The sequence below is a fragment of the Boseongicola sp. genome (assembly GCF_057460485.1).
The window spans coordinates 53,843-77,399 of sequence record NZ_JBVCWP010000002.1; the positions used below are offsets into that span (position 1 = coordinate 53,843).

At 56.4% G+C, this 23,557-nt stretch carries 21 protein-coding genes and 1 pseudogene; 11 read left to right on the plus strand and 11 right to left on the minus strand.

The window, feature by feature from the left end; genetic code table 11:
• The first annotated feature begins 38 nt into the window (after positions 1-38).
• Together AC221Y_RS00805 and AC221Y_RS00810 are read left to right on the plus strand one after the other, a co-directional pair.
• Complete coding sequence (locus AC221Y_RS00805; protein WP_299754328.1) at positions 39-2,063, plus strand: M3 family metallopeptidase; 2,025 nt, start codon at positions 39-41, stop codon at positions 2,061-2,063.
• Positions 2,060-2,902 carry an inositol monophosphatase family protein gene (locus tag AC221Y_RS00810; RefSeq protein WP_486706638.1) on the plus strand — a complete coding sequence of 281 codons (843 nt, stop codon included), beginning with the start codon at positions 2,060-2,062 and terminating at the stop codon, positions 2,900-2,902. Before AC221Y_RS00805 ends, AC221Y_RS00810 begins: the two co-directional genes overlap by 4 nt.
• Here AC221Y_RS00810 and AC221Y_RS00815 read toward each other — a convergent pair.
• Complete coding sequence (locus AC221Y_RS00815; protein ID WP_299754324.1) at positions 2,899-4,605, minus strand: bifunctional sulfate adenylyltransferase/adenylylsulfate kinase; 1,707 nt, start codon at positions 4,603-4,605, stop codon at positions 2,899-2,901. The two genes, AC221Y_RS00810 and AC221Y_RS00815, sit on opposite strands and share 4 nt — an antisense overlap.
• Positions 4,606-4,772: 167 nt before the next feature.
• Positions 4,773-5,768: a thioredoxin-disulfide reductase gene (gene trxB, locus AC221Y_RS00820; protein ID WP_486706639.1), complete on the minus strand. Its 996-nt coding sequence runs from the start codon at positions 5,766-5,768 to the stop codon at positions 4,773-4,775.
• Between the two features lie 176 nt (positions 5,769-5,944).
• On the opposite strand from trxB, the gene AC221Y_RS00825 reads away from it, so the two are divergent.
• A complete protein-coding gene (locus AC221Y_RS00825) occupies positions 5,945-6,445 on the plus strand; it encodes an Lrp/AsnC family transcriptional regulator (protein ID WP_299754320.1) in 501 nt (166 codons plus the stop codon).
• Here the strand turns inward: AC221Y_RS00825 and AC221Y_RS00830 are convergent.
• The 5 genes from AC221Y_RS00830 to lgt form a co-directional block, all read right to left on the minus strand.
• Positions 6,442-7,245 carry a Hint domain-containing protein gene (locus tag AC221Y_RS00830; RefSeq protein ID WP_299754318.1) on the minus strand — a complete coding sequence of 268 codons (804 nt, stop codon included), beginning with the start codon at positions 7,243-7,245 and terminating at the stop codon, positions 6,442-6,444. The two genes, AC221Y_RS00825 and AC221Y_RS00830, sit on opposite strands and share 4 nt — an antisense overlap.
• 77 nt (positions 7,246-7,322) lie before the next feature.
• Positions 7,323-7,454 (minus strand): hypothetical protein, encoded by a 132-nt coding sequence (locus AC221Y_RS00835; protein WP_486706640.1) that lies wholly within the window; start codon positions 7,452-7,454, stop codon positions 7,323-7,325.
• Between the two features lie 113 nt (positions 7,455-7,567).
• Entirely contained in the window at positions 7,568-8,326 is a 759-nt protein-coding gene (pgeF, locus tag AC221Y_RS00840; protein ID WP_486706641.1) for a peptidoglycan editing factor PgeF, read from the minus strand.
• Positions 8,323-9,384: a class I SAM-dependent methyltransferase gene (locus AC221Y_RS00845; RefSeq protein ID WP_299754313.1), complete on the minus strand. Its 1,062-nt coding sequence runs from the start codon at positions 9,382-9,384 to the stop codon at positions 8,323-8,325. The genes pgeF and AC221Y_RS00845 overlap by 4 nt, the downstream gene beginning before the upstream one ends.
• Positions 9,381-10,265, minus strand: coding sequence for a prolipoprotein diacylglyceryl transferase (gene lgt / locus AC221Y_RS00850; RefSeq protein ID WP_299754407.1), 885 nt, complete (start codon positions 10,263-10,265; stop codon positions 9,381-9,383). Before lgt ends, AC221Y_RS00845 begins: the two co-directional genes overlap by 4 nt.
• Positions 10,266-10,362: 97 nt before the next feature.
• Between lgt and AC221Y_RS00855 the strand changes: the two genes are divergently transcribed.
• The 5 genes from AC221Y_RS00855 to AC221Y_RS00875 all read left to right on the plus strand — a co-directional run bounded on the left by AC221Y_RS00855 (position 10,363) and on the right by AC221Y_RS00875 (position 13,745).
• On the plus strand, positions 10,363-10,611 hold the full coding sequence (locus AC221Y_RS00855) for an accessory factor UbiK family protein (RefSeq protein ID WP_299754311.1): 249 nt from the start codon (positions 10,363-10,365) through the stop codon (positions 10,609-10,611).
• 265 nt (positions 10,612-10,876) lie between these two features.
• Entirely contained in the window at positions 10,877-11,380 is a 504-nt protein-coding gene (locus tag AC221Y_RS00860; RefSeq protein WP_486706642.1) for a type III secretion system chaperone family protein, read from the plus strand.
• Between the two features lie 261 nt (positions 11,381-11,641).
• Positions 11,642-12,454: a pyrroline-5-carboxylate reductase gene (gene proC, locus AC221Y_RS00865; protein WP_299749006.1), complete on the plus strand. Its 813-nt coding sequence runs from the start codon at positions 11,642-11,644 to the stop codon at positions 12,452-12,454.
• A complete protein-coding gene (locus tag AC221Y_RS00870) occupies positions 12,451-12,786 on the plus strand; it encodes a tRNA-binding protein (protein WP_299749003.1) in 336 nt (111 codons plus the stop codon). The genes proC and AC221Y_RS00870 overlap by 4 nt, the downstream gene beginning before the upstream one ends.
• The gene (locus AC221Y_RS00875) at positions 12,786-13,745 is read left to right on the plus strand and encodes a 2-hydroxyacid dehydrogenase (protein WP_299749000.1); all 960 of its coding nucleotides are present in this window, start codon (positions 12,786-12,788) and stop codon (positions 13,743-13,745) included. The genes AC221Y_RS00870 and AC221Y_RS00875 overlap by 1 nt, the downstream gene beginning before the upstream one ends.
• Here the strand turns inward: AC221Y_RS00875 and AC221Y_RS00880 are convergent.
• The 3 genes and pseudogenes from AC221Y_RS00880 to carB all read right to left on the minus strand — a co-directional run bounded on the left by AC221Y_RS00880 (position 13,742) and on the right by carB (position 19,135).
• Positions 13,742-14,335, minus strand: coding sequence for a thymidine kinase (locus tag AC221Y_RS00880; RefSeq protein WP_299748997.1), 594 nt, complete (start codon positions 14,333-14,335; stop codon positions 13,742-13,744). The genes AC221Y_RS00875 and AC221Y_RS00880 overlap by 4 nt on opposite strands.
• Positions 14,336-14,388: 53 nt before the next feature.
• Positions 14,389-15,531, minus strand: a pseudogene (locus AC221Y_RS00885) (beta-ketoacyl-ACP synthase III).
• A 271-nt stretch (positions 15,532-15,802) separates the two neighbouring features.
• Positions 15,803-19,135: a carbamoyl-phosphate synthase large subunit gene (gene carB, locus AC221Y_RS00890; protein WP_299748991.1), complete on the minus strand. Its 3,333-nt coding sequence runs from the start codon at positions 19,133-19,135 to the stop codon at positions 15,803-15,805.
• A 374-nt stretch (positions 19,136-19,509) separates the two neighbouring features.
• On the opposite strand from carB, the gene AC221Y_RS00895 reads away from it, so the two are divergent.
• The 3 genes from AC221Y_RS00895 (at position 19,510) to AC221Y_RS00905 (ending at position 22,847) form a co-directional block, all read left to right on the plus strand.
• Positions 19,510-19,704 carry a hypothetical protein gene (locus tag AC221Y_RS00895; protein ID WP_299748988.1) on the plus strand — a complete coding sequence of 65 codons (195 nt, stop codon included), beginning with the start codon at positions 19,510-19,512 and terminating at the stop codon, positions 19,702-19,704.
• 633 nt (positions 19,705-20,337) lie between these two features.
• The gene (aspS, locus tag AC221Y_RS00900) at positions 20,338-22,116 is read left to right on the plus strand and encodes an aspartate--tRNA ligase (RefSeq protein WP_299748985.1); all 1,779 of its coding nucleotides are present in this window, start codon (positions 20,338-20,340) and stop codon (positions 22,114-22,116) included.
• Positions 22,116-22,847, plus strand: a complete 732-nt coding sequence (locus AC221Y_RS00905) for a BglII/BstYI family type II restriction endonuclease (protein ID WP_299748982.1) — start codon at positions 22,116-22,118, stop codon at positions 22,845-22,847. Before aspS ends, AC221Y_RS00905 begins: the two co-directional genes overlap by 1 nt.
• Here the strand turns inward: AC221Y_RS00905 and AC221Y_RS00910 are convergent, their stop codons facing one another.
• Positions 22,848-23,480 (minus strand): MT-A70 family methyltransferase, encoded by a 633-nt coding sequence (locus AC221Y_RS00910; protein ID WP_299749018.1) that lies wholly within the window; start codon positions 23,478-23,480, stop codon positions 22,848-22,850.
• Positions 23,481-23,557 lie beyond the last annotated feature (77 nt).

Genomic DNA, 23,557 nt, shown 5'->3' on the forward strand with positions numbered 1-23,557 from the left:
AGGGTCAAAGGATGACGCGAGTCGCAACAGGAGCCATTATGTCGAACCCCCTACTTAGCGAGTGGACCACCCCCTTTGCCTTACCGCCCTTTGCGGCCATCGCAGATGATGATTTCGAACCAGCCCTTGACGTAGCTTTGAGCGAGGCCCGCGCCAATATTGCGGCCATAGTAGACACCGCAGAGCCGCCCGATTTCGCGAACACAATTGAAGCGCTTGAGCTTGCAGACGAGGCTTTGGGTCGCGTCTTGTCGGTGTTTTTCAATCTTTCAGGAACCGACGCCAACCCCAAACGCGAGGCGCTTCAGCGCAGGTTTTCGCCTTTGATCTCTGACTATTCGTCTGAAATCACACGCAACCGAGCCTTGTTTCAGCGGGTGGAAGCAATCTGGGGGGCCAGGGACACACTTGATTTGACTGACGAGCAGGCGCGTGTGCTGATGCTGACCCATCGCAGCTTTGTGCGTGCGGGTGCTTGCCTGGAGGGGCCCGAGAGTGAGCGATTGGCTGAGGTTAAATCGCGATTGGCGACGCTTGGCACTGAGTTTACGCAAAACATCGTTGCCGAAGAACGCAGTTGGGTGATGGATCTAACCGACGCCGATCTTGCGGGTCTGCCGGACTTTCTGATTGAGGCAGCAAAGGCGGCCGGCGACGAAAAGCAGCGGCCTGGGCCTGTCATCACGTTGTCGCGTTCGCTGATCGTCCCGTTCCTGCAATTTTCAACGCGCCGAGACCTGCGTGAGAAAGCATGGCGTGCCTGGACTTCGCGATGTGCCAATGGCGGAGAGACGGACAATCGCGCGAAGGTCGCGGAGACGCTGAAGCTGCGGGCTGAACGGGCGCGCCTGCTGGGGTACCCCGATTTCGCGTCTTTCAAGTTAGAAACCGAGATGGCGAAGACTCCCCAAGCTGCCCAAGATCTGCTGATGCAGGTTTGGGAGCCTGCGCGCGCTGGTGCGCTGGCAGATGCAGGGCATCTTGAAGAGATGCTGCATTCTGATGGCGTGAAGGGCGATCTGCAGCCGTGGGACTGGCGGTATTACGGCGAGAAGCGCCGCGCGCAAGAACATGATTTGGATGAAAGCGCTCTGAAGCCCTATCTTCAGTTGGACCGCATGATCGAGGCTGCGTTTGCCTGTGCGACCCGCCTTTTTGGGATCGAGGCGCGCCCGCTTGACGGCGTGTCACTCAATCATCCGGATGCACGGGCGTGGGAAATCGTGCGAAACGGTGAGCATCTGGCGGTTTTCATCGGCGACTATTTTGCGCGTGGCTCCAAGCGGTCAGGTGCATGGTGTTCCGCCTTGCGGTCGCAGCGCAAACTTGGTGGGGACGTTCATCCCGTCGTGATCAACGTCTGCAATTTTGCGAAGCCCCCAGAGGGACGCCCCGCATTGTTGAGTTACGACGATGCCCGGACGCTGTTTCATGAATTTGGCCACGCGCTTCATCAAATGTTGAGTGATGTCACTTACGAAACCATTTCCGGAACGAGCGTCGCCCGAGATTTTGTAGAATTGCCGAGCCAGCTCTACGAACACTGGTTGGAAGTTCCGGAAGTTCTTTCTGAATTCGCCACACACGCTGAAACCGGCGCGCCGATGCCGCAAGACATGCTTGATCGGCTTCTTGCTGCCGGAACTTATGATATGGGGTTTAAGACAGTGGAATATGTTGCGTCGGCTCTTGTGGACCTCGATTTTCATCAAGGCGATCTGGCGACCGACCCGATGCAAAGACAAGCCGAAGTTTTGGATCGCATCGGTATGCCGCCCGCGATCGCGATGCGACATGCAACGCCGCACTTCGCGCATGTGTTTGCCGGAGACGGCTATTCCAGTGGTTACTACAGCTACATGTGGTCCGAGGTCATGGATGCGGATGCTTTCGAGGCGTTTATTGAAGCTGGCGGACCGTTTGACGCAGGGATTGCGGCAAAACTTGAACAGCACGTTTTGTCCGCGGGCGGCTCAAAGGATGCAGCAGATCTTTATCTGGCCTTCCGAGGTAAAATGCCGGGCCCTGAAGCTTTGCTGAAGGGCAGAGGGCTGGCGGTGTGATTTTCCCGGCTGAGGCTGAAGCCAAACTGATTGCCGCTGTGCGCCAGATCGCGGCAGAGGAAATACTGCCTCGGTTTCGGTTTTTGGGCGAAGGTGACATCGCAACAAAGTCTCGGATGGACGATCTGGTTACCGTGGCGGACCGCGAGGCGGAGAGGCGTTTGAGTGAGGTCGCAATCACGATTTTGCCGGGTGTTGCTGTTGTCGGAGAAGAGGCAGTTTCCGAAGACGCGAGCGTTCGCGATGCAATTGATTGCAGCGTTTGTCTTATCGTCGACCCCATAGACGGCACCTGGAATTTCGCAAATGGGCTTGCAAATTTCGGGGTGATTTTGTCGTTGTCGCAGAATGGCGAGACCGAGTGGGGGATGATCTACGATCCAATCGGAGACGACTGGGTGATTGCCACACGTGGGCAGGGCGCACGATTTGTGAAATCAGATGGGGCTGAAACGCAACTGCGGTTCACGCAGGATTGCGACCGGATCGCTTCGAATGCGATCGGCTATGTCCACAGCTATCTTTTTGAAGGTGACGAACGCCGTCGCCTGTTTTCACGGCTACCGGAATTTCACAAAACCGACGCCCTTCGGTGCTCGGCGCACGAGTATCGACTTCTGGCGCGAGGTATCGTCGATTTTTGCGTCTCGCCAGTTCTGAACCCGTGGGATCACGCAGCCGGATGCCTGATTTCTGAAGAGGCCGGTGGAGTTGCACGCCTCCTGACTGGCGAGCCGTATCGTCCTACCCAGCGCGAAGGTCGGCTTATTGTCGCGTCTTCGGAGGCAAACTGGCAAATGGTTGCGGATGCCATCACTGGCCCAGACGGCACTATTTAACCGGCAACCAGCCCCATCTGTTCCAGCTTCAGCAAGACCTGATGCGCGCAGTGGTCCACTTCGGCATTCTCTGTATCAAGACGAAGCTCGGGTTCGGCGGGGACATCATAAGGATCGGAAATCCCAGTGAATTCCTTGATTTTCCCCTCACGGGCGAGTTTATATAGACCCTTCCGGTCGCGGCGCTCGCATTCTTCAAGGCTTGTTGCAACGTGGATTTCCACGAACGCGCCAAACATCTCGACGTCTTCACGAACTGCCCGCCGTGTTGTCGCGTAGGGGGCAATCGGCGCGCAAATTGCGATGCCGCCATTCTTGGTGATCTCGCTGGCGACATAGCCGATGCGGCGAATGTTAAGATCGCGGTGCGCTTTTGAGAAGCCTAACTCGGACGAGAGGTTTTTACGGACTATGTCGCCATCAAGCAGGGTAACCGGGCGCCCGCCCATCTCCATCAACTTAACCATCAATGCGTTGGCGACAGTCGATTTCCCCGAGCCTGACAGGCCTGTGAAAAATACTGTGAAACCTTGCTGAGCGCGCGGGGGATAGCGAGTGCGCAATTGCTCGACCACTTCCGGGAATGAAAACCATTCTGGAATCTCAAGGCCTTCGCGCAAGCGTCGGCGCAGTTCAGTGCCTGAGATGTTAAGCACTGTGGCGCCATCCACGACTTCGTCGGCAGGTTCGTATTGGGCACGTTCCTGCACGTAAACCATGTGTTTGAAGTCAACCATCTCAATTCCGACCTCGTCTTGATGCGCGCGAAAGAGGTCCTGTGCATCATAGGGTCCGTAAAAGTCCTCGCCGGCAGAGTTTTTGCCAGGCCCCGCGTGATCCCTTCCGATGATCATGTGCGTGCAGCCGTGGTTCCGGCGGATTAACCCGTGCCAGACAGCTTCGCGCGGACCTGCCATACGCATTGCCAAGTTCAGCAAGCTCATCGTTGTGGTCGCGGCTGGATATTTATCAAGGACCGCTTCGTAACAGCGAACGCGTGTGAAATGATCAACGTCACCGGGCTTTGTAAGACCCACAACGGGATGGATCAGAAGATTGGCCTGCGCCTCCTTTGCGGCGCGAAAGGTCAATTCCTGATGGGCGCGGTGGAGCGGATTGCGCGTTTGAAAAGCGACAACGCGTCGCCATCCGACTTTCCGGAAATAGGCGCGAAGTTCATTCGGGGTGTCGCGCCGCATCTTAAAATCATAGTGAACCGGTTGCTGGATGCCGGTGATAGGTCCGCCCAGATAAACGGGTTCGGCGACATTGTGCAGATAGTTTACTGCCGGGTGGGCATCGTCGTCTGCACCGAAAACCTGTTCGGCCTCGCGCGCTTTGTTTGGTGTCCAGCGGTCGGTCACCGAGAGAATGGCCAGAATGACCCCCTCTTGATCGCGAAGTGCGATGTCTTGTCCGACGTTTAGCCCGTCTGCGAAGTCTTGGCTGACATCAAGTGTGATCGGCATGGGCCAAATTGTGCCGTCCGCGAGGCGCATGTTCTCGACGACGCCATCGTAGTCTTCCTCGCTCAAAAAACCCTTCAGAGGATTGAAGCCTCCGTTCATAAGAAGCTCTAAGTCGCAAATCTGGCGCGGTGACAGGTCCCATGACGGCATCTCCCCAGCTTCGACTTTAAGCTTTTGGGCGCTTTCGTAAGAGACATAGAGTTCCGGAATGGGAACGTGGTTTAAGATTTTCATCAGGTTCTCTTTGCCAAATATTGCATGCCGCGCACCTATTACACGCACCACAGGAAGATCAAGGTTAGCAGGTCATTTGTTTAAAAAACCGCTTCGAATAGTCCGTAAAAAAAGGAAAGTGATCGGCAAGATTTGTCGCTACTGGCCAATATTCAGCTTTCAGAAGTCTACTCGGCGGGAATGCTTGCATCCTCACCGACCGGCGCAATGACGTCCTTTTCGGCGGCTTGTTCCGCAAGAAAGCGCTCGACTTCAAGCGCCGCCATACACCCCATGCCGGCCGAAGTTACGGCTTGACGATAAACATGGTCGGTAATGTCGCCTGCCGCAAAAACACCGGGGATGGACGTCGCTGTTGAATCGGGTTTGGTCACGACGTAGCCGCCATTGTGCAACTCAAGTTGCTCCGTCACCAACTCCGACGAGGGTGCGTGGCCGATAGCGACAAAGACGCCGTTCACGGTGATCTCTTTGATTTCGCCGGTTTTAGCATGCTTCAAGCGCAGGCTTTCGACGCCTCTGGGATTGCTTGCACCGACCACTTCATCGATCTCGTGGTTCCAGATCACTTCGATCTTGGGATTATTGAACAGGCGATGCTGAAGGATTTTTTCCGAACGGAGCGAATCTCTCCGGTGGATCAGTGTGACTTTGGAAGCGAAGTTTGTAAGGAATAGGGCCTCTTCTACAGCTGTATTCCCTCCCCCAACTACGGCAACTTCCTGACCGCGGTAAAAGAAGCCGTCGCAGGTGGCGCAAGCGGAAACACCAAAGCCTTTGAAGTGCTCCTCCGAGGGAAGGCCTAGCCACTTGGCTTGCGCGCCCGTGGCAAGAATGATCGCGTCTGCAGTGTAGGTTGTGCCACTGTCACCAATTGCGGTGAAAGGTCTCTTTGAGAGGTCAAGCGATTGAATGTGATCGGAAATAATCTCGGTACCAACGTTCTTCGCATGGGCTTCCATGCGCACCATAAGGTCAGGACCCTGGACTTCGATATCGCCAGGCCAGTTCTCGACTTCGGTGGTAATTGTCAGCTGCCCGCCTGGTTGAATGCCTTGCACAAGCACCGGTTCCAGCATGGCGCGACTGGCGTAAACAGCCGCTGTATATCCCGCAGGACCCGACCCGATTATCAGTACGCGGCTGTGCTTTTGATCGCCCATGTCTATCCCCTTTGAGTGGCAGCAAGGGCCGATATAAACCCGGCGCGAAGGGACGGAAAGAGAGATCGCATAGAGTTGACCGGGTTGACCGCATCCAATAATAAAATTACTCATTTTTGAAATATTATTGCGCAACGGACTAGCTGCGCCTAAAGAATGCAAAACTGGGAGGGCTTATGTCGGGTGTTAAACTTGATCTAATCGATCGCAAGATTCTTGCTGAACTTCAGGCTGACGGTCGCATGACCAATGTTGAGTTGGCGTCGCGCGTCGGTATTTCTGCACCCCCCTGTTTACGCCGTGTACGGACGCTTGAAGAGCAGGGATATATCAAGGGGTACCATGCGTCGGTTAATGCGCGGTCGCTTGGTTTTGAAGTGCAGGTGTTCGCAATGGTCGGACTTCAAAGTCAGGCTGAAGCTGATTTGGTTGCATTTGAGGGCCTTTGCAAAGCGTGGTCTTTGGTTCGTGAATGCCACATGCTGAACGGCGAAGTGGACTTCATCTTGAAGTGTGTCGCTCCGGATCTGTCGACGTTCCAGCGCTTTTTGACCGAATCTTTGACCTCGGCGCCAAATGTTGCAAGCGTGAAGACATCATTGGTCATCCGCGATGCAAAAGATGCGCCAGGTGTCCCGTTCGATATCTTGGAAGCGCGGCTCGCCAAGAACGCCTAAGTGATGGCCGCCAATTCTGCCGACGTGATCCGCGGCGCGGTGAGGCGTCCGAAATCCCGTATGCTGCGGATGTATGGGAAAAACATCAAAAAATGCTGCATCATCTCGTCAGACAGGGAAAGCGCGACATCCGGACCCGGATGATAGGTTTCGACTTCCATCCCGGCCGCAAAGATCGTTTCGTGTTTTTCGCAGGCAAGATGATAGACGCGGGTCGCTGCGATAGGGTTCACTTCAATTACCGCCATGCCGTCGGCTGTTGCCGAAAGCGGGACAAGGGCGGTTTCCGCGCCAAGTGCCGCACGTACTTTTGGGTCGCGGTTAAAGCGGCGTGCGTGAGGGCCGAATGTTTGGTCTTGTGATGGCCGTCCCAGCCCAAAGGCATCGGGCATGACCCGGTAAAGGCGATCGGGCAATTCTGACATTGACGGAGCACCCGGAACCAGCGTGATTGCGCCTTTCCAAAGGAGCTGTGACGTATGTCCGCCGGCGCATTCAAGAAACGCACCCGGCAAAAGGTCTTCGACAGCGACCGGACCTTCGGTCGTTTGGACTAATACACCATGCGCAAAAGCCCCGAAGGCTTGTTCAAAAACAGGCAAAGCGGGGGCCACTCGAACGGAGGATTGGACGCCATTTTCTGCGAGCCATTCAACTTCGAAGCGTCGCGTTAGTTTGGTTGCGAGCGATTGTGATTGGGGTCGTGTGACCCGACGCGCTGTCCAGCGCGCTTCTGAATGAACGCGACGCGTGGGAGTTTCTCCGGGAAACGGCGGCAGGGTTGGTGGGGTGTAGCTCATTTAATCAACCTTTTGGCAGCGGTCTGGCGGTTCGGATCACGGGGTCAGCCTGCGCCACAATTTCGGCGCAAATCTGATCAAGCGTGATCGGAAAAAGCCGGTTTCACGGGTATGTTTTCGATAGCTCCAGATCGCTGAAACGGCATTGTAGGCAACTGTTTTTTGGCCGTTGCAATCACGCTTTTCATCCAACGTGGCTTGATTTTCATAGCCCGATCTCCATCACTTGTCTTGCGCACGGCATATCACCGGGCCTTAAGAGAGTGTCACCTGGCAATGGGGCAATGGCGTGGCGGTTTCAGGGTGGTTTGGCATCGAAATGCTAAAGACAGATCGCCGCAATTAGGCGCCCATAGTCTGCTTCTTGTGCGTGAACGCTTCGCCGGTAGGAAAAGAACCGCTCAGGGTCGGAGTAGGTGCAGTGTCGTGTCCACTCGGCGCCCCCAATGTCGGCGTTTTGCAAACGGTGTAAGCCGTAGGCGGGAAGATCGAACTGCACTCGGTCGCCGTTACCACCGGCAAAGAAACGACTGTTTTCGGGGTCGTCATCAAGAAATGTCTCAAGGAAGTCCGGGCCAACTTCATAGGCAGTCTGCGAAATAGACGGGCCTATGGCTGCGCGAATGTCCTGCCGCCTTGCGCCAAGAGCGATCATGCCATCAATCGTGGCTTCAAGCACGCCGCCGATTGCACCTTTCCATCCTGCGTGTGCAGCTCCAATTACTCCGGCGGTCGTATCGACAAATAGCACAGGCTGGCAGTCGGCCGTCAGGATCGTCAGGCAGACGCCGGGCGTTGCTGTTACGATTGCGTCAGCTTTGTCGGGTTCTTGATTTGTCGCGCCGTCAAACGTCACGACTGTTGCTGAGTGAACTTGGTGAACACTTGCCAAATAGTCGGATGCGACACCCATTGCCTTAGCGACCCGGTTTCGGTTGATCGTCACTATTTCGGTCTGATCGGACGAACCGTATCCACAATTCAGCCCTTCAAACACTCCCGAGGATGCGCCGCCGCGACGGGTAAAAAACCCATGTCGGACCGGCAACAGCATGTCAGAGGTCAAGATTTCCACCGTCACGCTGTCACTCCCGGTGGGAGGGGTCCATCTTTGGGATAAAGTGCCATCACCTTGAAGAGCGTTCCCATTTCGTCGGGGTGCGTCAAGCGTCGATGTGCCGCCACGTGCTGATCAAGGGCTGATCCCTCAAGATTTTGAGCCAACGCTTGTGCGCGATTAGTAATTCCAAGGCGCTCGAGAAAGACCCCTTGAGGGGTCAGGCGAGACGTCGTGGCAGTCTGGACAGCCTTCGCGATGGCTTCAAAATCAACGTGCGCCGTCAAATCTGCCGATCCGGGCCTGTCGAGTGGGGGGTCTGGTTTATGCGCATGAAGGGCTTGAAATGTGTCGCCTAAGGACCGCCAGTCCCCATAGTCGATGATGTAGGCGATGCCGCCTTTTTGAGTCAGGCGGGCGTCGATATCGCGCGCGATGGCCGCATAGGCAGGGCTGATCTCAACCAAATCACCGTCTTTTGTGTCGCTTAGCCGATCTTCAAGACCTGGAGGGTGGGAAACATCCGCCAATCCAAACGCCAGTGCCCCGTCAACGAACCCGACCACGCGTTCCCGCCATCCCGCGCCGTCTCGCACAAATTGTCTTATAGGGAGGGCATCGAAAAACTCGTTGGCGATCAGAAAAACCGGCAGGTCCGGTACGCTGGCCAGTGTGTCGTGGTGCAGGATTTTATGTGGGATGGTCCTGATCTGAAAGTCGCGGAGGGTGGGGGAAGCTTCAATCATGTGCAACTGGGCTGCATCGTGAAACCCCGGGACGCCCTTTGTTGCCCGTAGAAGGTCAGCCAATAGCGTGCCGCGACCGGGGCCTAATTCGACAAGGGCGAACGGAGACGGTGCCCCTTGATCGAGCCAGGCCTGCGCAAGTGCAAGCCCGATCAATTCGCCAAACATCTGGCTGATCTCAGGGGCGGTTGTGAAGTCTCCTTTGGCACCGAACGGATCGCGTGTTGAGTAATATCCAAACTCGGGGTCAAGCAAGCAATGGCGCATGTAGTCGGCCACGGTTAGCGGTCCGTTCTCGCGGATGATCTGCGCGAGACGGTCAAACAGTGTGGTCATGCGCGTCGTCGGGCAAGGACAATGAAGGCGAGGCCGATCAGGATCATCGGTGTCGATAGGATCTGGCCCATGGACAGGCCGAAATCACCAACGAACAGGACGCGACCCAGTGGATTGTCGGGGGTGATATATTGGGCATCCGCGACGCGGTAAAATTCGACAAAAAAGCGGGCCGCGCCGTAGCCTGCAAGGAAGAAGCCGCAGATGGCTCCGGGTGTTCTCAACCAGCCCCGTGTGAAGGCTAGCCAGACAAGAATTACCCCCAAGACCAGACCTTCTAGCCCGGCTTCGTAAAGTTGTGACGGGTGGCGGGCGCAGGGTCCCACGATGTCGGGACAGTCCTGTGCGCGTACCCCCGGGAATATAACGCCCCATGGCGCATCTGTAGGGCGGCCCCAAAGTTCGGCGTTTATGAAGTTTGCGACACGGCCAAACAGAAGTCCCGGAGCGGTGCAAAGGGCGGCAAGATCCGCAAGTTTCGGGATTGAAATGCGGTGCTTTCGGGCAAAAATTAGTCCAGCCACCAACACGCCAAGAAAGCCGCCGTGGAACGCCATTCCACCGGTCCAAACCCGCAGAATATCTCCCGGGTTCTCAAGAAAATATGCAGGTTCGTAGAAAAGAACATACCCAATACGCCCGCCCAGAATGATGCCGATTATCAGCCATGTGGTGAAATCCTCAAGCCGCTCCTTGGTCATTGGCGGTGTTTCATTCTGCCACAATGCAGGACGCGCAAGGGCCCGTCCGGCCATCCAGACGCCAAGAATAATTCCCGCAATATAGGCCAGAGCATACCACCGAATAGGGAGCGTGATCGGTCCCAGCGGGATCTCGATCAGTGTTGGTGACAGGTCGGGAAAAGGGATCGCAAGTAACATGGTTTGAGTGAAGTGGCAGCGGATTGGAGAGACGTCAACCTTGCGATCACTGATACGTTCCCCATATAGGGTATCGTAGCCAATTCCCGGAGGAGCCATGCAGACGCGCAATAAGATTATCGACGATTTTTCGCAATTGATGACCAATGCGATGGGTGTGGCACAGGGTGCGCGCGATGAAGCTGAGACGGCCATGAAGGGCCTTGTCGATCGCTGGCTTGCAGATCGCGATTTTGTGACGCGGGAAGAGTTCGACGCGGTGCGTGCAATGGCCCAAAAGGCGCGCGAAGAAAACGAAGTTTTGAAAGCGCGACTTGATGCGCATGAAGCCTCTAGCGACAGCTAAAAAGCCTTCTGACCCAAATTCCAACTTGTTTGGAGCGTGGTAGCGCGCAAGCTGCTCGGCTTGCGTGGCCTGGCCTGTTTTATCCCCAGAAATCTTGCTGCGTTGCAGGTTATCCACCGGTATTTCCTAAATTAGACCTTTACAGACTCGGGCTTTGCGCACACCATATATCGTAAGGTCGGGGGGGAAATCCACCGGACCTTGAGCAGGCACCAAGCTGTGGTGGCCGGAAGACGCCACGCAGCCAGAGCACATGAGGCCGCGTATGTCACTTTCCGAGCAGTACTTTTCCACAGACGAAATCCATCCAATTGACATTGTCGAGCATCTTGCCGAGCACCACGAATGGGATTTCGACAGGGTCGCTGATGATCAGATCGCGATGGCGGTCGAAGGGCAGTGGCGGACCTATTCCATTACCCTAGCGTGGTCGTCGCATGACGAGACCTTGCGCCTCATTTGCACATTCGAGATGGATCCACCGAAAGAGAAGCTGGGCGCACTCTATGAAACTTTGAACGCCACCAACGATATGTGTTGGGCGGGTGCGTTCTCGTACTGGGCGGCGCAAAAGCTTATGGTTTGGCGATATGGCCTTGTCCTTGCAGGTGGACAGATTGCCGGAGCAGAGCAGATCGATACTATGATCCGGGCGGCTGTCTTGTCGGCAGAACGCTTCTATCCGGCCTTTCAACTTGTTGCTTGGGGCGATGAAACACCCGCCGAAGCGATGAATATGGCAATTGCCGAGGCTTACGGCACGGCTTGAAAAGACCTCAAGGTTAGCTTGATTCTGTGTGTTAATCGGCTGATCCCCCCGGCCAGCAGGTCAAGCAAGAAAACCGGGTCGCCAGTGCGGCCCGGTTTTTTCTTTGGTCTGCGGCGACAGCGACAAGCCTGGATACAAGCCTCCTAATAAATGTGAGCGCGACGTGCGCTTGAGTGGGGCAGCTTGCGCGTCGGAGTTTGAAACGAGGTTGTCCCTACCGGAGCGTTTACCGTATTCAGGGTCAAACGGGAGAATATTGACATGGATTTCGGCGACATACCTCAACGGGGATTGGTTCTGCTAGGTTGCGGCAAGATGGGTGGCGCTATGCTTGAAGGCTGGTTGTCGCAAGGTCTTCCGGCGTCGGCAGTCCATGTAATTGATCCGAATGCGCCGGACTGGGTTGCGGCGCGCGGCGTAAGCGTGAACCACACGTTGCCTTCCAATCCAGCGATTATGGTGGTTGCGGTCAAGCCGCAAATGATGGGCGACGCGCTGCCGTCTATTCAAGGTTATGGGAACGGTGAAACCGTCCTTTTATCAATTGCCGCGGGAACGAAAATAGCTGCTTTTGAAGCAGTCTTTGGCCTAAAGACACCTATCGTACGCGCAATGCCCAATACGCCAGCGGCAATTGCACAAGGGATCACCGCTTATTGTCGGAATGCGCATGTCAGTGACGAGCGTCTGGAATTGGCGCGCGCCCTATTGTGTGCTGTAGGCAAAACGGTTGAATTGGAGAGCGAAGCCCAGATCGACGCTGTGACAGGTGTCTCTGGCTCGGGGCCAGCGTACGTCTTTCACATGATCGAATGCATGGCAGATGCTGGTGTTGCGCAAGGTTTACCGCGTGAAATGGCGATGGAATTGGCGGTCGCAACTGTGGCCGGGGCGGGGGCATTGGCGGCTGCGTCCGAGGAGAGCGCCACGCAACTGCGGATCAACGTGACAAGCCCCAATGGCACTACGGGGGCTGCGTTGGAGGTTTTAATGGATGCCGAGAATGGGTTTCCTGCCTTGCTTAATCGTGCAGTGGCCGCGGCGGCAGACCGTAGTCGGGAGCTTGGGGCATGACGCTTGAATTTGAGGACTTCCTGAAGGTCGATATCCGCGTTGGCCAAATCCTTCGCGCCGAGCCGTTCCCCGAGGCGCGCAAGCCTGCAATCAAGTTGTACCTCGATTTCGGGCCAAAGATCGGTGAGCGCAAGAGCTCGGCTCAGATCGTGCGACACTATGATGTTGAAACCCTACCCGGCCGAAAGGTTCTGGCCGTCGTGAACCTTGCGCCGCGCCAGATCGGAAAGTTCAGATCCGAGGTTTTGGTGCTTGGGGTGCCGGACGCGGATGGCGAAGTTGTGTTGCTGAAACCAGATAAGGACGTGCCGCTTGGCGCGCAGATGTTTTGATGCCGAAACTTTTGATCACGCGCCCGCTGCCTGAAGCTGTTCTGCAGGCGGTTGATGCGGGGTTTGATGTTAGCGTGAGGCAAGAAACGCGCCCTCTTCCACCTGCCGAGATGGTCGACGCCTTGGGTCGGTATGATGCTATCTTGCCGACGCTGGGTGATCCGCTTTCAGCGACTGTCATTGGCCAAGCATCTGACATGAAATGCAAAATACTCGCCAATTTTGGTGTGGGCTATAATCATATCGATGTGACTGCCGCGCGCACCTCGGGAATAGCGGTCACCAATACGCCTGGCGCTGTCACAGACGCTACGGCTGATATTGCAATGACGCTTATCTTGATGACCTGTCGACGCGCGGGTGAAGGCGAGCGTGCTGTACGGGCCAGTGCATGGGAAGGGTGGCATCCGACCCAGTTTCTTGGGGTTCATGTCACGGGCAAGACTATTGGCATCATCGGGATGGGGCGGATTGGCAAAGCGATTGCGAAGCGCGCGGGTCTTGGTTTCGATATGAACGTTGTCTTTTACAACCGGTCAAAAGTGAAGGATGCTGGCGTTCCGGCGCGGCAATTGGATACTTTGAGCGAGCTGTGTGCGACGGCGGATATCGTTGTCCTGGCGGTGCCGGCGACCCCGGAAACACATCATCTTATGGGCGCTGACTTGTTGAGAAAGATGCAGCCGCACAGCGTCCTGGTGAACATCGCGCGGGGCGATGTGGTTGACGAGGCTGCTCTCATTTCAGCGTTGCAAGCGGGCCAGATTTCTGGCGCAGGGCTTGATGTTTACGAGCAAGAGCCGATTGTGCCGGAAGCGCTGAAAGCTATGGAAAACGTTACCCTGCTCCCACATCTTGGCACCGCGGCACTTGAAGTTCGGGTTGATATGGGGCTGATGGCGGTGGACAATCTGAACGCTTGGATTGATGGGAAAACACTGCCAAATCCTGTGGGCTAGGGCGTGGGCGGTCGCTCGCCCATTGCTTCGCGCCAATGCCTGCGACACAGGGAAACATAAGCGTCATTGCCGCCGATTTGCACTTGGGCTCCGTCAGCAAGGGGATGGCCGTCTTCGTCCTGGCGGACGACCATCGTCGCCTTCTTGCCGCAAAAACAGATCGTGCGCGCCTCGCGCATTTCGTCGGCCAAAGCAAGAAGTGCCGCCGAGCCGGGGAAAAGCTCTCCCCGAAAATCGACCCGCAGACCGTAACACATCACGGGCAGCTTCAGGTCGTCGACCGCGCGTGCCAATTGCCAAACTTGATCTTTGGTCAGAAACTGCGCTTCGTCGATGAAAACACATGCGATCGGGCCACTTTTCTGACGCCGCTGAAGCATGTCGAACAGGTTCGACTTTGTGTCGTATGTGTCGGCTCTGGCGCTAATTCCTATGCGGCTGCCAATCAGGCCATCGCCAGTGCGCCCATCTATCTCGGCCGTCAAAAGATACGTCTGCATCCCGCGTTCACGATAGTTATACGACGCCTGCAAAAGTAGGGTCGATTTCCCTGCATTCATTGTGGAATAATTAAAATAGAGTTTGGCCATTCATTTTGCCTAGCGCGGGTCAAGCGCTTGAACAAGAGGGCTTGGGCGGCTGTTTACCCATTTTTTGTTAACGGAGTGTGACGTGCGCGCTTCGGAATGGATCCGACCCGCTCCAAGACGGCAGAGCCGACGGAATACCCTGCGCCGAACGAGCAAAGAAGACCGAGATCGCCCGCCTCAAGGTCTTGCGAAAACTTGGAGGATGCGATGATGGAGCCGGTGGACGACGTATTTGCGCAGTCTTGTAGAATATTGGGTTGCTCGCCTTCGGTCGGTTCGCGGCCCAGGACTTTTTTGCCGATATAGTCGTTCATTGTCTTGTTGGCCTGATGTAGCCAAAGGCGCTTGAGGTCATTTGCATCAAGGCTTTCATCGTGGAGATGGCTGGTGATATGGCGGGCTACCATGGGTAGGACTGCTTTGAAAACCTTGCGGCCTTCCTGCATGAACTGCATGTCGCGTCGGTCTTCCATCTGGTCGTGTGCGCGGCGCAAGTAACCGTCATTGTTGCGGATATTGTTTGAAAACTTAGTCGCGCAGCGGGTTGAGAGAACACGAAAACCCGCCATGCCGTCGGCTTCGGGTTCGATCAGAATTGCTGTAGCAACGTCGCCGAAGATGAAATGACAATCGCGATCGCGCCATTCGAGGTGGGCGGAGCAGACCTCTGGGCTGACAACGACGGCGCATTTGACGGACCCTGTACGCACCATGTCGGCGGCGGTTTGCAGTACAAAAGTTGCAGAGGAACAGGCGACGTTCATGTCATAGGCGAAACCGCTCGCGCCCAGAAGCTGCTGCATTTCCACAGCAATTGCGGGGTATGCGCGTTCGTGGTTTGAGGCGGCGCAAAGGATGAGGTCTATATCTGCAGGATCGCGACCAGCTTGTGCCAAGGCTTTGTGAATGGCATCGATGCCCATTTCAGCCTTCAGGGACGGCGCATCATCTGGCCGCGTGTTTAGACGAGGTGTCATGCGGGTAGGGTCAAGAATGCGCTCTTTATCAATCACATAGCGTTGCTCGATCCCGCTGGCATCACGAATGAAATCAGCGTTGGAATGCGTCTTTGCGGCGATGTCGCCTTTGACGATCTCTTCTTCGTGGGCGGCGTTGAAGCTTACGACCAATTAGGCGTTGGTGATGACGTTCTCGGGCGTGAAGACGCCGCTGCCGGTGATGATGGGCGTGTGCATTTGGATCTCGTCATGTGATCGGTTTACGTAACGGGAACAAAAGCTTGAGGGCAAGGGTGACGCTGGGTTGCCGGTATCTTAACGCATGGTCGTGCTGGCGCGCGTCACATGTCGCGGCCAATTCCGAACCAACATGTTAACCCCTTGAAATGGTTGAAGGCGGGACGTCTTTGTCACGTCCCTGCATGCGGTTGCTGTCGCGCGTTCGCACCCCGGACCTGGAGCATTTGTTTCCATGTCTTAACAGCGCAATACGAAAGCCAGGCGCGTTTTAAGCGCCTTGCAAACTGCGAACTTCGATCTCGCCGTCGCGCCGGGCGACCATCGCAAGGGCTGCTGCATGGGCCGCGGCGGCGGTGGTGTAGTAGGGGATTTTGTCCATCAGTGCGACGTTGCGCATTGAGCGCGAGTCCTCGACTGCCTGCGCGCCCTCAGTGGTGTTCATCACCAGCGAAATTTCCCCGTCCTTCATCACATCGACGATTGTGCGTCCGCCTTCATAGGCTTTGTTCACTACGTCGGAAGGGATACCGTTTTCGGTGAGGAAGCTGGCCGTGCCTCGCGTTGCGAGGATGGAGAGACCCAACTCGCGCAGCATGCGAGCCGTTTCAATAAGCTCGTCGGATTTATCGTCGTCCTTGATTGAGAAGAAGACCGTGCCGGACGTTGGAAAGTCAACGCCTGCGCCCATCTGTGCTTTCAGGAATGCGCGGGCGAAAGAGCGATCCCAGCCCATGACTTCGCCGGTTGAGCGCATCTCGGGACCGAGAAGCGTATCGACACCTGGGAAGCGGGCGAAGGGCAGGACGGCTTCCTTGACGGAGAACCATGGCGTGCGGAAATCGGCCAATTGCATCGGGTCGCCCGTTGGGATCACAACATCGTCGGAGACAGGCGCATGGGGCGGCTTCATCGGGAAGGCATCGAGCTTTTCCCCGGCCATGAGACGCGCCGCAATAGAGGCGATGGCGCTGTCAGTGGCTTTGGCGACAAATGGCACGGTGCGCGAAGCGCGGGGATTTACCTCGATAAGGTAAATCTCGTCGTTCTTGATGGCGAACTGGACGTTCATCAGGCCTACGACTTTAAGCTCTTTTGCAAGTGCCACCGTCTGTTCGATCAGGCGTGCGATGATATCATCTGAGAGCGTGTGCGGTGGGAGCGAGCAGGCGCTGTCGCCGGAATGGACGCCGGCTTCCTCGATGTGCTGCATAATGCCGGCGACGTGCACGTTTTCGCCGTCTGCGAGAGCATCCACATCAACTTCGACGGCCCCGCCAAGGTAGCGGTCGAGAAGAACGGGGCTGTCGCCGGAGACGACGACCGCGTCGCGGATGTAGCGTTCAAGTTGCGCTGTGTCGCGCACAATTTCCATGGCCCGGCCACCAAGGACGTAGGACGGACGGATAACCAGAGGAAAGCCGATTTTTTCAGCTGCCAGCATCGCCTGTGCGTCGGTGGAAGCGATAGCGTTAACTGGTTGTTTGAGGTCGAGGCGGTTCACAAGTTCCTGAAAGCGCTCGCGATCTTCGGCGAGATCGATTGCGTCTGGCGTTGTGCCAAGGATAGGGATTCCGGCGTCGTGAAGGGCGTTTGCAAGCTTCAACGGGGTCTGGCCGCCAAACTGGACGATCACGCCGTGAAGCGTGCCGTTATCCTGCTCGACGCGCAGGATTTCCATCACGTGTTCGTAGGTGAGCGGCTCGAAATAGAGGCGGTCCGAGGTGTCGTAATCGGTGGAGACCGTCTCGGGGTTACAGTTGATCATGATGGTTTCGTAGCCCTGATCTGACAGGGCGTAACAGGCGTGGCAGCAGCAGTAGTCGAATTCGATGCCTTGTCCGATGCGGTTCGGACCACCGCCGAGAATAACGACTTTTTTTGCGTTCGAGGGCCGGGCTTCGCATTCGACCTCACCCATGACAGGGGCTTCGTAGGTTGAGTACATGTAAGGTGTTTGCGCCTCGAATTCGGCGGCGCAGGTGTCGATGCGTTTGAAGACAGCTATGACGCCAAGGTTATGGCGGGCGTTGCGGACGTTGGTTTCGGTGCGGCCTGTCAGGATGGCAAGCCGCGCATCGGTGAAGCCAAACATTTTGAGGGCGCGCAATCCGTGTTCGGTGAGGGGCAGGCCGTCTTTGCGAATCCTGGCTTCGGCCTCGATGATCTCGCGGATACGGGCAAGGAACCAAGGGTCGAAGGATGTGACTATTTGGATGTCTTCGTCGGTCAGACCTTCGCGCATGGCTTGGGCGATGACGCGGATACGGTCAGGGGTTCGCTTCGAAAGGGCCGCGGTGATGGCTGCACGATCTGGCGCGCCCGGAATGTCGATTTCATCAAAGCCAGTGAGGCCGGTTTCCAATGAGGCGAGCGCTTTTTGCATCGACTCGTGGAAGGTGCGGCCAATGGCCATGGCTTCGCCAACGGATTTCATCGCGGTGGTAAGGCTGGGTTCAGAGCCTGGAAATTTCTCGAAGGCAAAGCGTGGGATCTTGGTGACCACATAGTCAATGGTTGGCTCGAAGCTTGCTGGGGTGACTTTGGTGATGTCGTTGTCGAGCTCGTCCAGAGTGTAGCCGATGGCAAGTTTCGCCGCAATTTTTGCAATCGGGAAGCCGGTGGCTTTTGAGGCGAGAGCGGACGAACGCGACACGCGCGGGTTCATTTCGATCACGACCATGCGGCCATCAGCAGGGTTCACGGCCCACTGGACGTTCGAGCCTCCGGTTTCTACGCCGATCTCGCGCAGGACCGCAATCGAGGCCGAGCGCATCATTTGGTATTCTTTGTCCGTGAGAGTGAGGGCGGGCGCGACGGTGATCGAGTCGCCGGTATGGACGCCCATTGGATCGACGTTTTCAATGGCGCAGACGATGATGGCGTTGTCGGCTTTGTCGCGGACGACCTCCATCTCGAATTCTTTCCAGCCAAGCAGGCTTTCGTCGATCAGGATTTGCGCGACGGGCGAGGCCTCAAGCCCACGGCGACAAATCTCGAAGTATTCGTCGCGGTTGTAGGCGATGCCGCCGCCGGTACCGCCAAGGGTGAAGGCTGGGCGGATGACGGCGGGCAGGCCCACGTAATCAATGGCGGCCATCGCGTCTTCGAGGCCTTTTGGGACGTCGTAGCGTCCATTTTCGGCTTTCGGGGCGGCGACGATGGTGGCTTTCGGGTTTTCGAGGCCGATGCGCTCCATCGCTTCGCGGAACAGTTTGCGGTCTTCGGCCATTTCGATGGCATCGCGCGTCGCGCCGATCATTTCGACGCCGAACTTTTCGAGGACGCCCATTTCTTCGAGCGCTAGAGATGTGTTCAGGCCGGTTTGGCCGCCCATCGTCGGCAAAAGCGCGTCCGGGCGTTCTTTTTCGATGATTTTGGCGACAACTTCGGGGGTGATGGGTTCGATGTAGGTTGCGTCGGCCAATCCGGGATCGGTCATGATCGTCGCGGGGTTCGAGTTGACGAGGATGACGCGGAAACCTTCCTCGCGCAGGGCTTTGCAGGCCTGGGCGCCGGAGTAGTCAAATTCGCAGGCCTGTCCGATAACGATGGGGCCCGCGCCAATAATCATGATCGACTTGATGTCGGTTCTTTTAGGCATCGGCCATCCCCTAGGTCACGCAAATTGTCGTGGGTTATAGGGGTTGGCTCGTAGTACGCAAGGGCGGTTTCAACGCTGATTGGCGTATGGTCCATAGAAAGACGAGACCCATCCAGACCATAGCCCCGCCCATCACGGGGTATGCGAGAGTTTTTACTGCGGGCAAAGATAGGGTTAGTACAAAGAACGCGGAGCTGGTGACGAGCGCGGGAACTGACATTGCGTAGATGCCGCGTTTCCATCCAAGGCGCGCAACAAGCGCCGGAAGGAAGGCAAAAGCCGTTAGATAATGATAAAGCCAACTTAACGGCAGGACTCAGGCCAATGCGACGAAGATGGCGGGCCAGACCAATGGGTCGGCAAGGCGGTTTCGGATGGCGAAAACGGTCAAAAGCGAAATGGGCGTGAGTTGTACAATGACGTTCATCCCCTGCCAAAGCGCGGGCTTTGCGAAGATACGCCATGACGTTTCGCCACCTGTTGCTTTTGTTGTGATGCGTTCTGTGCTGGCAGGACCAAGAACGAAACGATTATCCGTGGCTGATTTTCGTTTAACGGAAGTTTTATGACGAGACAGCCCAAAACAAAGACAAGAAACAGCGTCACTGCCATGAATGCCATTCGTGTCATCATACCCCGCGCCATTTTTGACGCCAGATAGAAGCACCCGCACATCATCAGTGCGTACACAATTGCCATGATGCCACGAAATTTGTCCACGTCACAACGTGGTGCCTGATCCATGCCCAAAGCGGCGGATAGATGAAGGGGTAGGCCGTGCGCTCGACGCCCTCGTTCAGAAAGGGGATTATCCAAGAGTCCGGAGGCACCATGCGACAGTAATCCCCAGAGGACGCATAGATCGAGCCTGCCTCGCCGTCAAAAAAAGACCTGCCATCCAAAACGCCCGCAGGTCGTCGGATGGCGGCAAAGGGTTCTCTAGACGGATCAGCACAAAAAACAGCGCAAGGAGAACTATTTATATCAGTCGGCCTTGGGTCTCTGACAGTTTTGGCATCAAGGTCCCGAATTCACTTTGAGACAACGTCTTGGAAATGGCTTGGCGGATACAAGCGATTAGAAAAAAGGCCGTCTTTTTGGATTGTAGTGGCGGTTGTGCGACAGGCTCGGCGCTTGACTTCCGCGCCCTCAGGATGTGTATCGGCCCGAACCGGAAAACCCGTTGCCAAAGGGGCAAACACATGCACGCCTATCGCAGCCATACCTGCGCCGAACTGAATGCCTCGAACGTGGGCGAGACCGTCCGACTTTCCGGGTGGGTCCATCGTATCCGTGACCACGGCGGTATTTTGTTTGTCGACCTTCGCGACCACTATGGCATCACGCAGGTGCTTTGTGATCCCGACAGTCCGGTTTTCAAAGAGATGGAAAAGGTGCGGTCGGAGTGGTGCATCCGTATTGACGGTAATGTTAAGGCGCGCGATGCGTCGCTGGTGAACTCGAAAATCCCGACCGGCGAGGTCGAGGTTTTTGTGCGTGCTCTTGAGGTTCTGGGATCGTCTGAAGAGCTGCCCTTGATCGTTTTCGGCGATCAGGAGTATCCCGAAGAGACGCGTCTAAAATACCGTTTTCTTGATCTGCGTCGTGAGGCGATGCAGGACAATATGAAGATGCGGTCGGACGTGGTGTCGTCGATCCGCAAGCGCATGTGGGGGTTGAATTTCCGCGAATTCCAAACGCCTATTCTCACGGCGTCCTCGCCCGAAGGCGCGCGTGACTTTCTTGTGCCGTCGCGCCTGCATCCCGGCAAATTCTACGCGCTTCCGCAGGCCCCGCAACAATTTAAGCAGTTGTTGATGGTTTCGGGGTTCGACAAGTATTTCCAAATAGCGCCGTGTTTTCGCGATGAAGACCCGCGCGCGGATCGCTCGCCGACGGATTTCTATCAGCTTGATCTGGAGATGTCTTTCGTCAGCCAGCAGGACGTATTCGATACAATCCAGCCGGTTTTGCAGGGTGTGTTCGAGGAATTTGGTGGCGGGCGTAAAGTTGATGCGGAGTGGCCGCAGATTTCGTATCGTGATGCTGCTCTTTGGTATGGTTCGGACAAGCCGGACCTTCGCAACCCGATCAAGATGCAGGATGTGTCCGAGCATTTCCGCGGCTCGGGTTTTGCGATCTTTGCGAAAATTCTGGAGCAGGACAGCACTGAAGTTCGCGCCATTCCGGCACCAAATGGTGGCTCGCGCAAGTTCTGTGACCGGATGAATGCGTTTGCTCAGAAGGAGGGTCTGCCGGGGATGGGGTATATCTTCTGGCGCGATCAGGGTGAGGGCATGGAAGCGGCCGGACCTTTGGCGAAAAACATCGGCCCGGAGCGTACTGAGGCAATCCGTCAACAGTTGGACCTTGGCGTCGGAGACGCGGCGTTCTTCCTTGGTGGCAGAGCGAAGGCGTTTGAAACCGTGGCCGGCAAGGCGCGCGTTGCGATCGGTGACGAATTGGGTTTGACCGACAAGGACCGCTTTGCGTTCGCCTGGATCGTGGACTTCCCGATCTACGAGAAGGACGAGGAAACCGGGGCAATTGATTTCGAGCATAACCCGTTTTCGATGCCGCAAGGTGGGATGGAGGCGCTGAATGGCGATCCATTGGACGTGCTGGGGTATCAGTACGATCTGGCCTGTAACGGCTATGAATTGGTGTCGGGCGCGATCCGGAACCACCGGCCTGAGATCATGTTCAAGGCGTTCGAGATTGCCGGATATGGCGAGGACGAGGTGAAGAAGCGTTTTGGCGGGATGGTGAATGCGTTCCGATATGGCGCTCCGCCGCACGGGGGCTGTGCTGCTGGGATCGACCGAATTGTGATGCTTTTGGCGGACGAACAAAACATCCGCGAAGTGATCTTGTTCCCGATGAATCAGCGCGCTGAAGATCTGATGATGGATGCGCCAAGCGCGCCGACCAACGAGCAGCTGCGCGATTTGCATTTGCGGATACTACCGTCGGAGGACTGATGCTGGAGACGCTTGTCTCTAAGGGGTTTGATGTCAGAACGCGCAACCATGCGAGCGCGATCCTATCGGTCGATTTCCCGGATGAGACGGCGGAACTGGTCGCAGCTTTGGCTGATTTTCAGATCGAGATCACCGAGCTGATAGGCGGCGGTGGCGGCGAGGCGGTATTCACGCAGCGGCTGCGTCGCAGATTGTACGATCTGGGCTGGCCGAAGCACACCTTTCGCGTGGCCACATCCGTTGATGGCGTGCAGCGAATAGGCATTGGCCACGAGGTTGATCACGTGATGCGGGCTGAAGCCGGGACATTGGCTTTGGAGATTGAATGGAACAACAAGGATCCGTTTTACGATCGGGATCTTGAGAGCTTTCAACGGCTTCACGTGCAATCCGCTGTGAGTGTCGGGATCATTGTGACGCGGGGCGCGTCGCTGCAATCGGCGTTTGTGCGGCGGATCGGGGATCGGCTTTATCGGGATGGCGTGACGTCGGAAGCGGATTTTGTGGCCTATGGCGTGACAGAGCGGACGGCGGCCCAACGTCGGTCGGTCGCAACCATGATGGAAAACGGCGCGTCTTTTATCGAGGCGTTCACACAGACGTTTGTTGCCAGCAAATACGGGCAATCCACGACGCATTGGCGCAAGCTTGAAGAACGGCTTGAGCGAGGGGTGGGCAACCCCTGTCCATTGTTGTTGATCGGTTTGCCGGAGAGCTGTCTGACGGGCTGATTATTCGGCCGCGACGCCGGAATTGTAGGCGTAGGTCTTCCATCCCGGTTTGTAGTCGGCATCGGCCTGATTGCCCCAAACGGTCCAGCCTTCGCGCACACCACGTCCGAACAATTCCAGATATGGCCCCCACGAGCAGCCTTCAATCAAATCGTATTGTTCGTCGGGTTTGCGCGAATGCTCGCGTTTGCGGGTTTGCATCATGTTCACCTGACGCCGTCCCGGCGCAAGGGTGCGCGCGTTTTTCCCGCGTGTGCCGAAAAGCAGGACCTCAGTCACATTGCGGAAATAGAAGCCGACACCGCGTCCGTCTGACCCGCCGTCTTTGCGAATTTTATGCCAAATGATGTTGGATTTATACTCGAATCCCCAGGCATTCAGAACGCGCAATCCATCGGGCAACAACGCGTTTGGCACCCACATGTAACAATGTGCGCGGTCTTCCATATGGGCAGCCACCGGAAGGGCGCAGATCTCGTCCAACGTCATGGTGGGATAGCGCGACAGGCGCTTGTGTTCGGGTGCAACTTTGCCTGTGCGATTGGTGAATCGCCACGGCGGATCGGCCATCACGCAGCCGAATCGATCATCGCCCAAAAAGTTGGACAGGTCTTGTGTCGGAGAGCTTCTCATGGCCAACATTGTGCGATGACCTCCCATGATTTGCAATGTGCGATGTGGCACGCAGGCCTAAGAACATTCGTAGAACA

What these genes read in the sequence shown, in the direction of transcription:
- AC221Y_RS00910 (WP_299749018.1), bottom strand. Translation starts at nt 23,480, where the DNA reads ATGAGAAGCTCTCCGACACAAGACCTGTCCAACTTTTTGGGCGATGAT.
- carB (WP_299748991.1), bottom strand. Translation starts at nt 19,135, where the DNA reads ATGCCTAAAAGAACCGACATCAAGTCGATCATGATTATTGGCGCGGGC.
- AC221Y_RS00845 (WP_299754313.1), bottom strand. Translation starts at nt 9,384, where the DNA reads ATGACCACACTGTTTGACCGTCTCGCGCAGATCATCCGCGAGAACGGA.
- AC221Y_RS00880 (WP_299748997.1), bottom strand. Translation starts at nt 14,335, where the DNA reads ATGGCCAAACTCTATTTTAATTATTCCACAATGAATGCAGGGAAATCG.
- AC221Y_RS00835 (WP_486706640.1), bottom strand. Translation starts at nt 7,454, where the DNA reads ATGAAAATCAAGCCACGTTGGATGAAAAGCGTGATTGCAACGGCCAAA.
- AC221Y_RS00895 (WP_299748988.1), top strand. Translation starts at nt 19,510, where the DNA reads ATGGCGAAAACGGTCAAAAGCGAAATGGGCGTGAGTTGTACAATGACG.
- AC221Y_RS00870 (WP_299749003.1), top strand. Translation starts at nt 12,451, where the DNA reads ATGACGCTTGAATTTGAGGACTTCCTGAAGGTCGATATCCGCGTTGGC.
- AC221Y_RS00805 (WP_299754328.1), top strand. Translation starts at nt 39, where the DNA reads ATGTCGAACCCCCTACTTAGCGAGTGGACCACCCCCTTTGCCTTACCG.
- AC221Y_RS00830 (WP_299754318.1), bottom strand. Translation starts at nt 7,245, where the DNA reads ATGAGCTACACCCCACCAACCCTGCCGCCGTTTCCCGGAGAAACTCCC.
- trxB (WP_486706639.1), bottom strand. Translation starts at nt 5,768, where the DNA reads ATGGGCGATCAAAAGCACAGCCGCGTACTGATAATCGGGTCGGGTCCT.
- AC221Y_RS00860 (WP_486706642.1), top strand. Translation starts at nt 10,877, where the DNA reads ATGTCACTTTCCGAGCAGTACTTTTCCACAGACGAAATCCATCCAATT.
- aspS (WP_299748985.1), top strand. Translation starts at nt 20,338, where the DNA reads ATGCACGCCTATCGCAGCCATACCTGCGCCGAACTGAATGCCTCGAAC.
- lgt (WP_299754407.1), bottom strand. Translation starts at nt 10,265, where the DNA reads ATGTTACTTGCGATCCCTTTTCCCGACCTGTCACCAACACTGATCGAG.
- proC (WP_299749006.1), top strand. Translation starts at nt 11,642, where the DNA reads ATGGATTTCGGCGACATACCTCAACGGGGATTGGTTCTGCTAGGTTGC.
- AC221Y_RS00815 (WP_299754324.1), bottom strand. Translation starts at nt 4,605, where the DNA reads ATGAAAATCTTAAACCACGTTCCCATTCCGGAACTCTATGTCTCTTAC.
- AC221Y_RS00855 (WP_299754311.1), top strand. Translation starts at nt 10,363, where the DNA reads ATGCAGACGCGCAATAAGATTATCGACGATTTTTCGCAATTGATGACC.
- AC221Y_RS00875 (WP_299749000.1), top strand. Translation starts at nt 12,786, where the DNA reads ATGCCGAAACTTTTGATCACGCGCCCGCTGCCTGAAGCTGTTCTGCAG.
- AC221Y_RS00825 (WP_299754320.1), top strand. Translation starts at nt 5,945, where the DNA reads ATGTCGGGTGTTAAACTTGATCTAATCGATCGCAAGATTCTTGCTGAA.
- AC221Y_RS00905 (WP_299748982.1), top strand. Translation starts at nt 22,116, where the DNA reads ATGCTGGAGACGCTTGTCTCTAAGGGGTTTGATGTCAGAACGCGCAAC.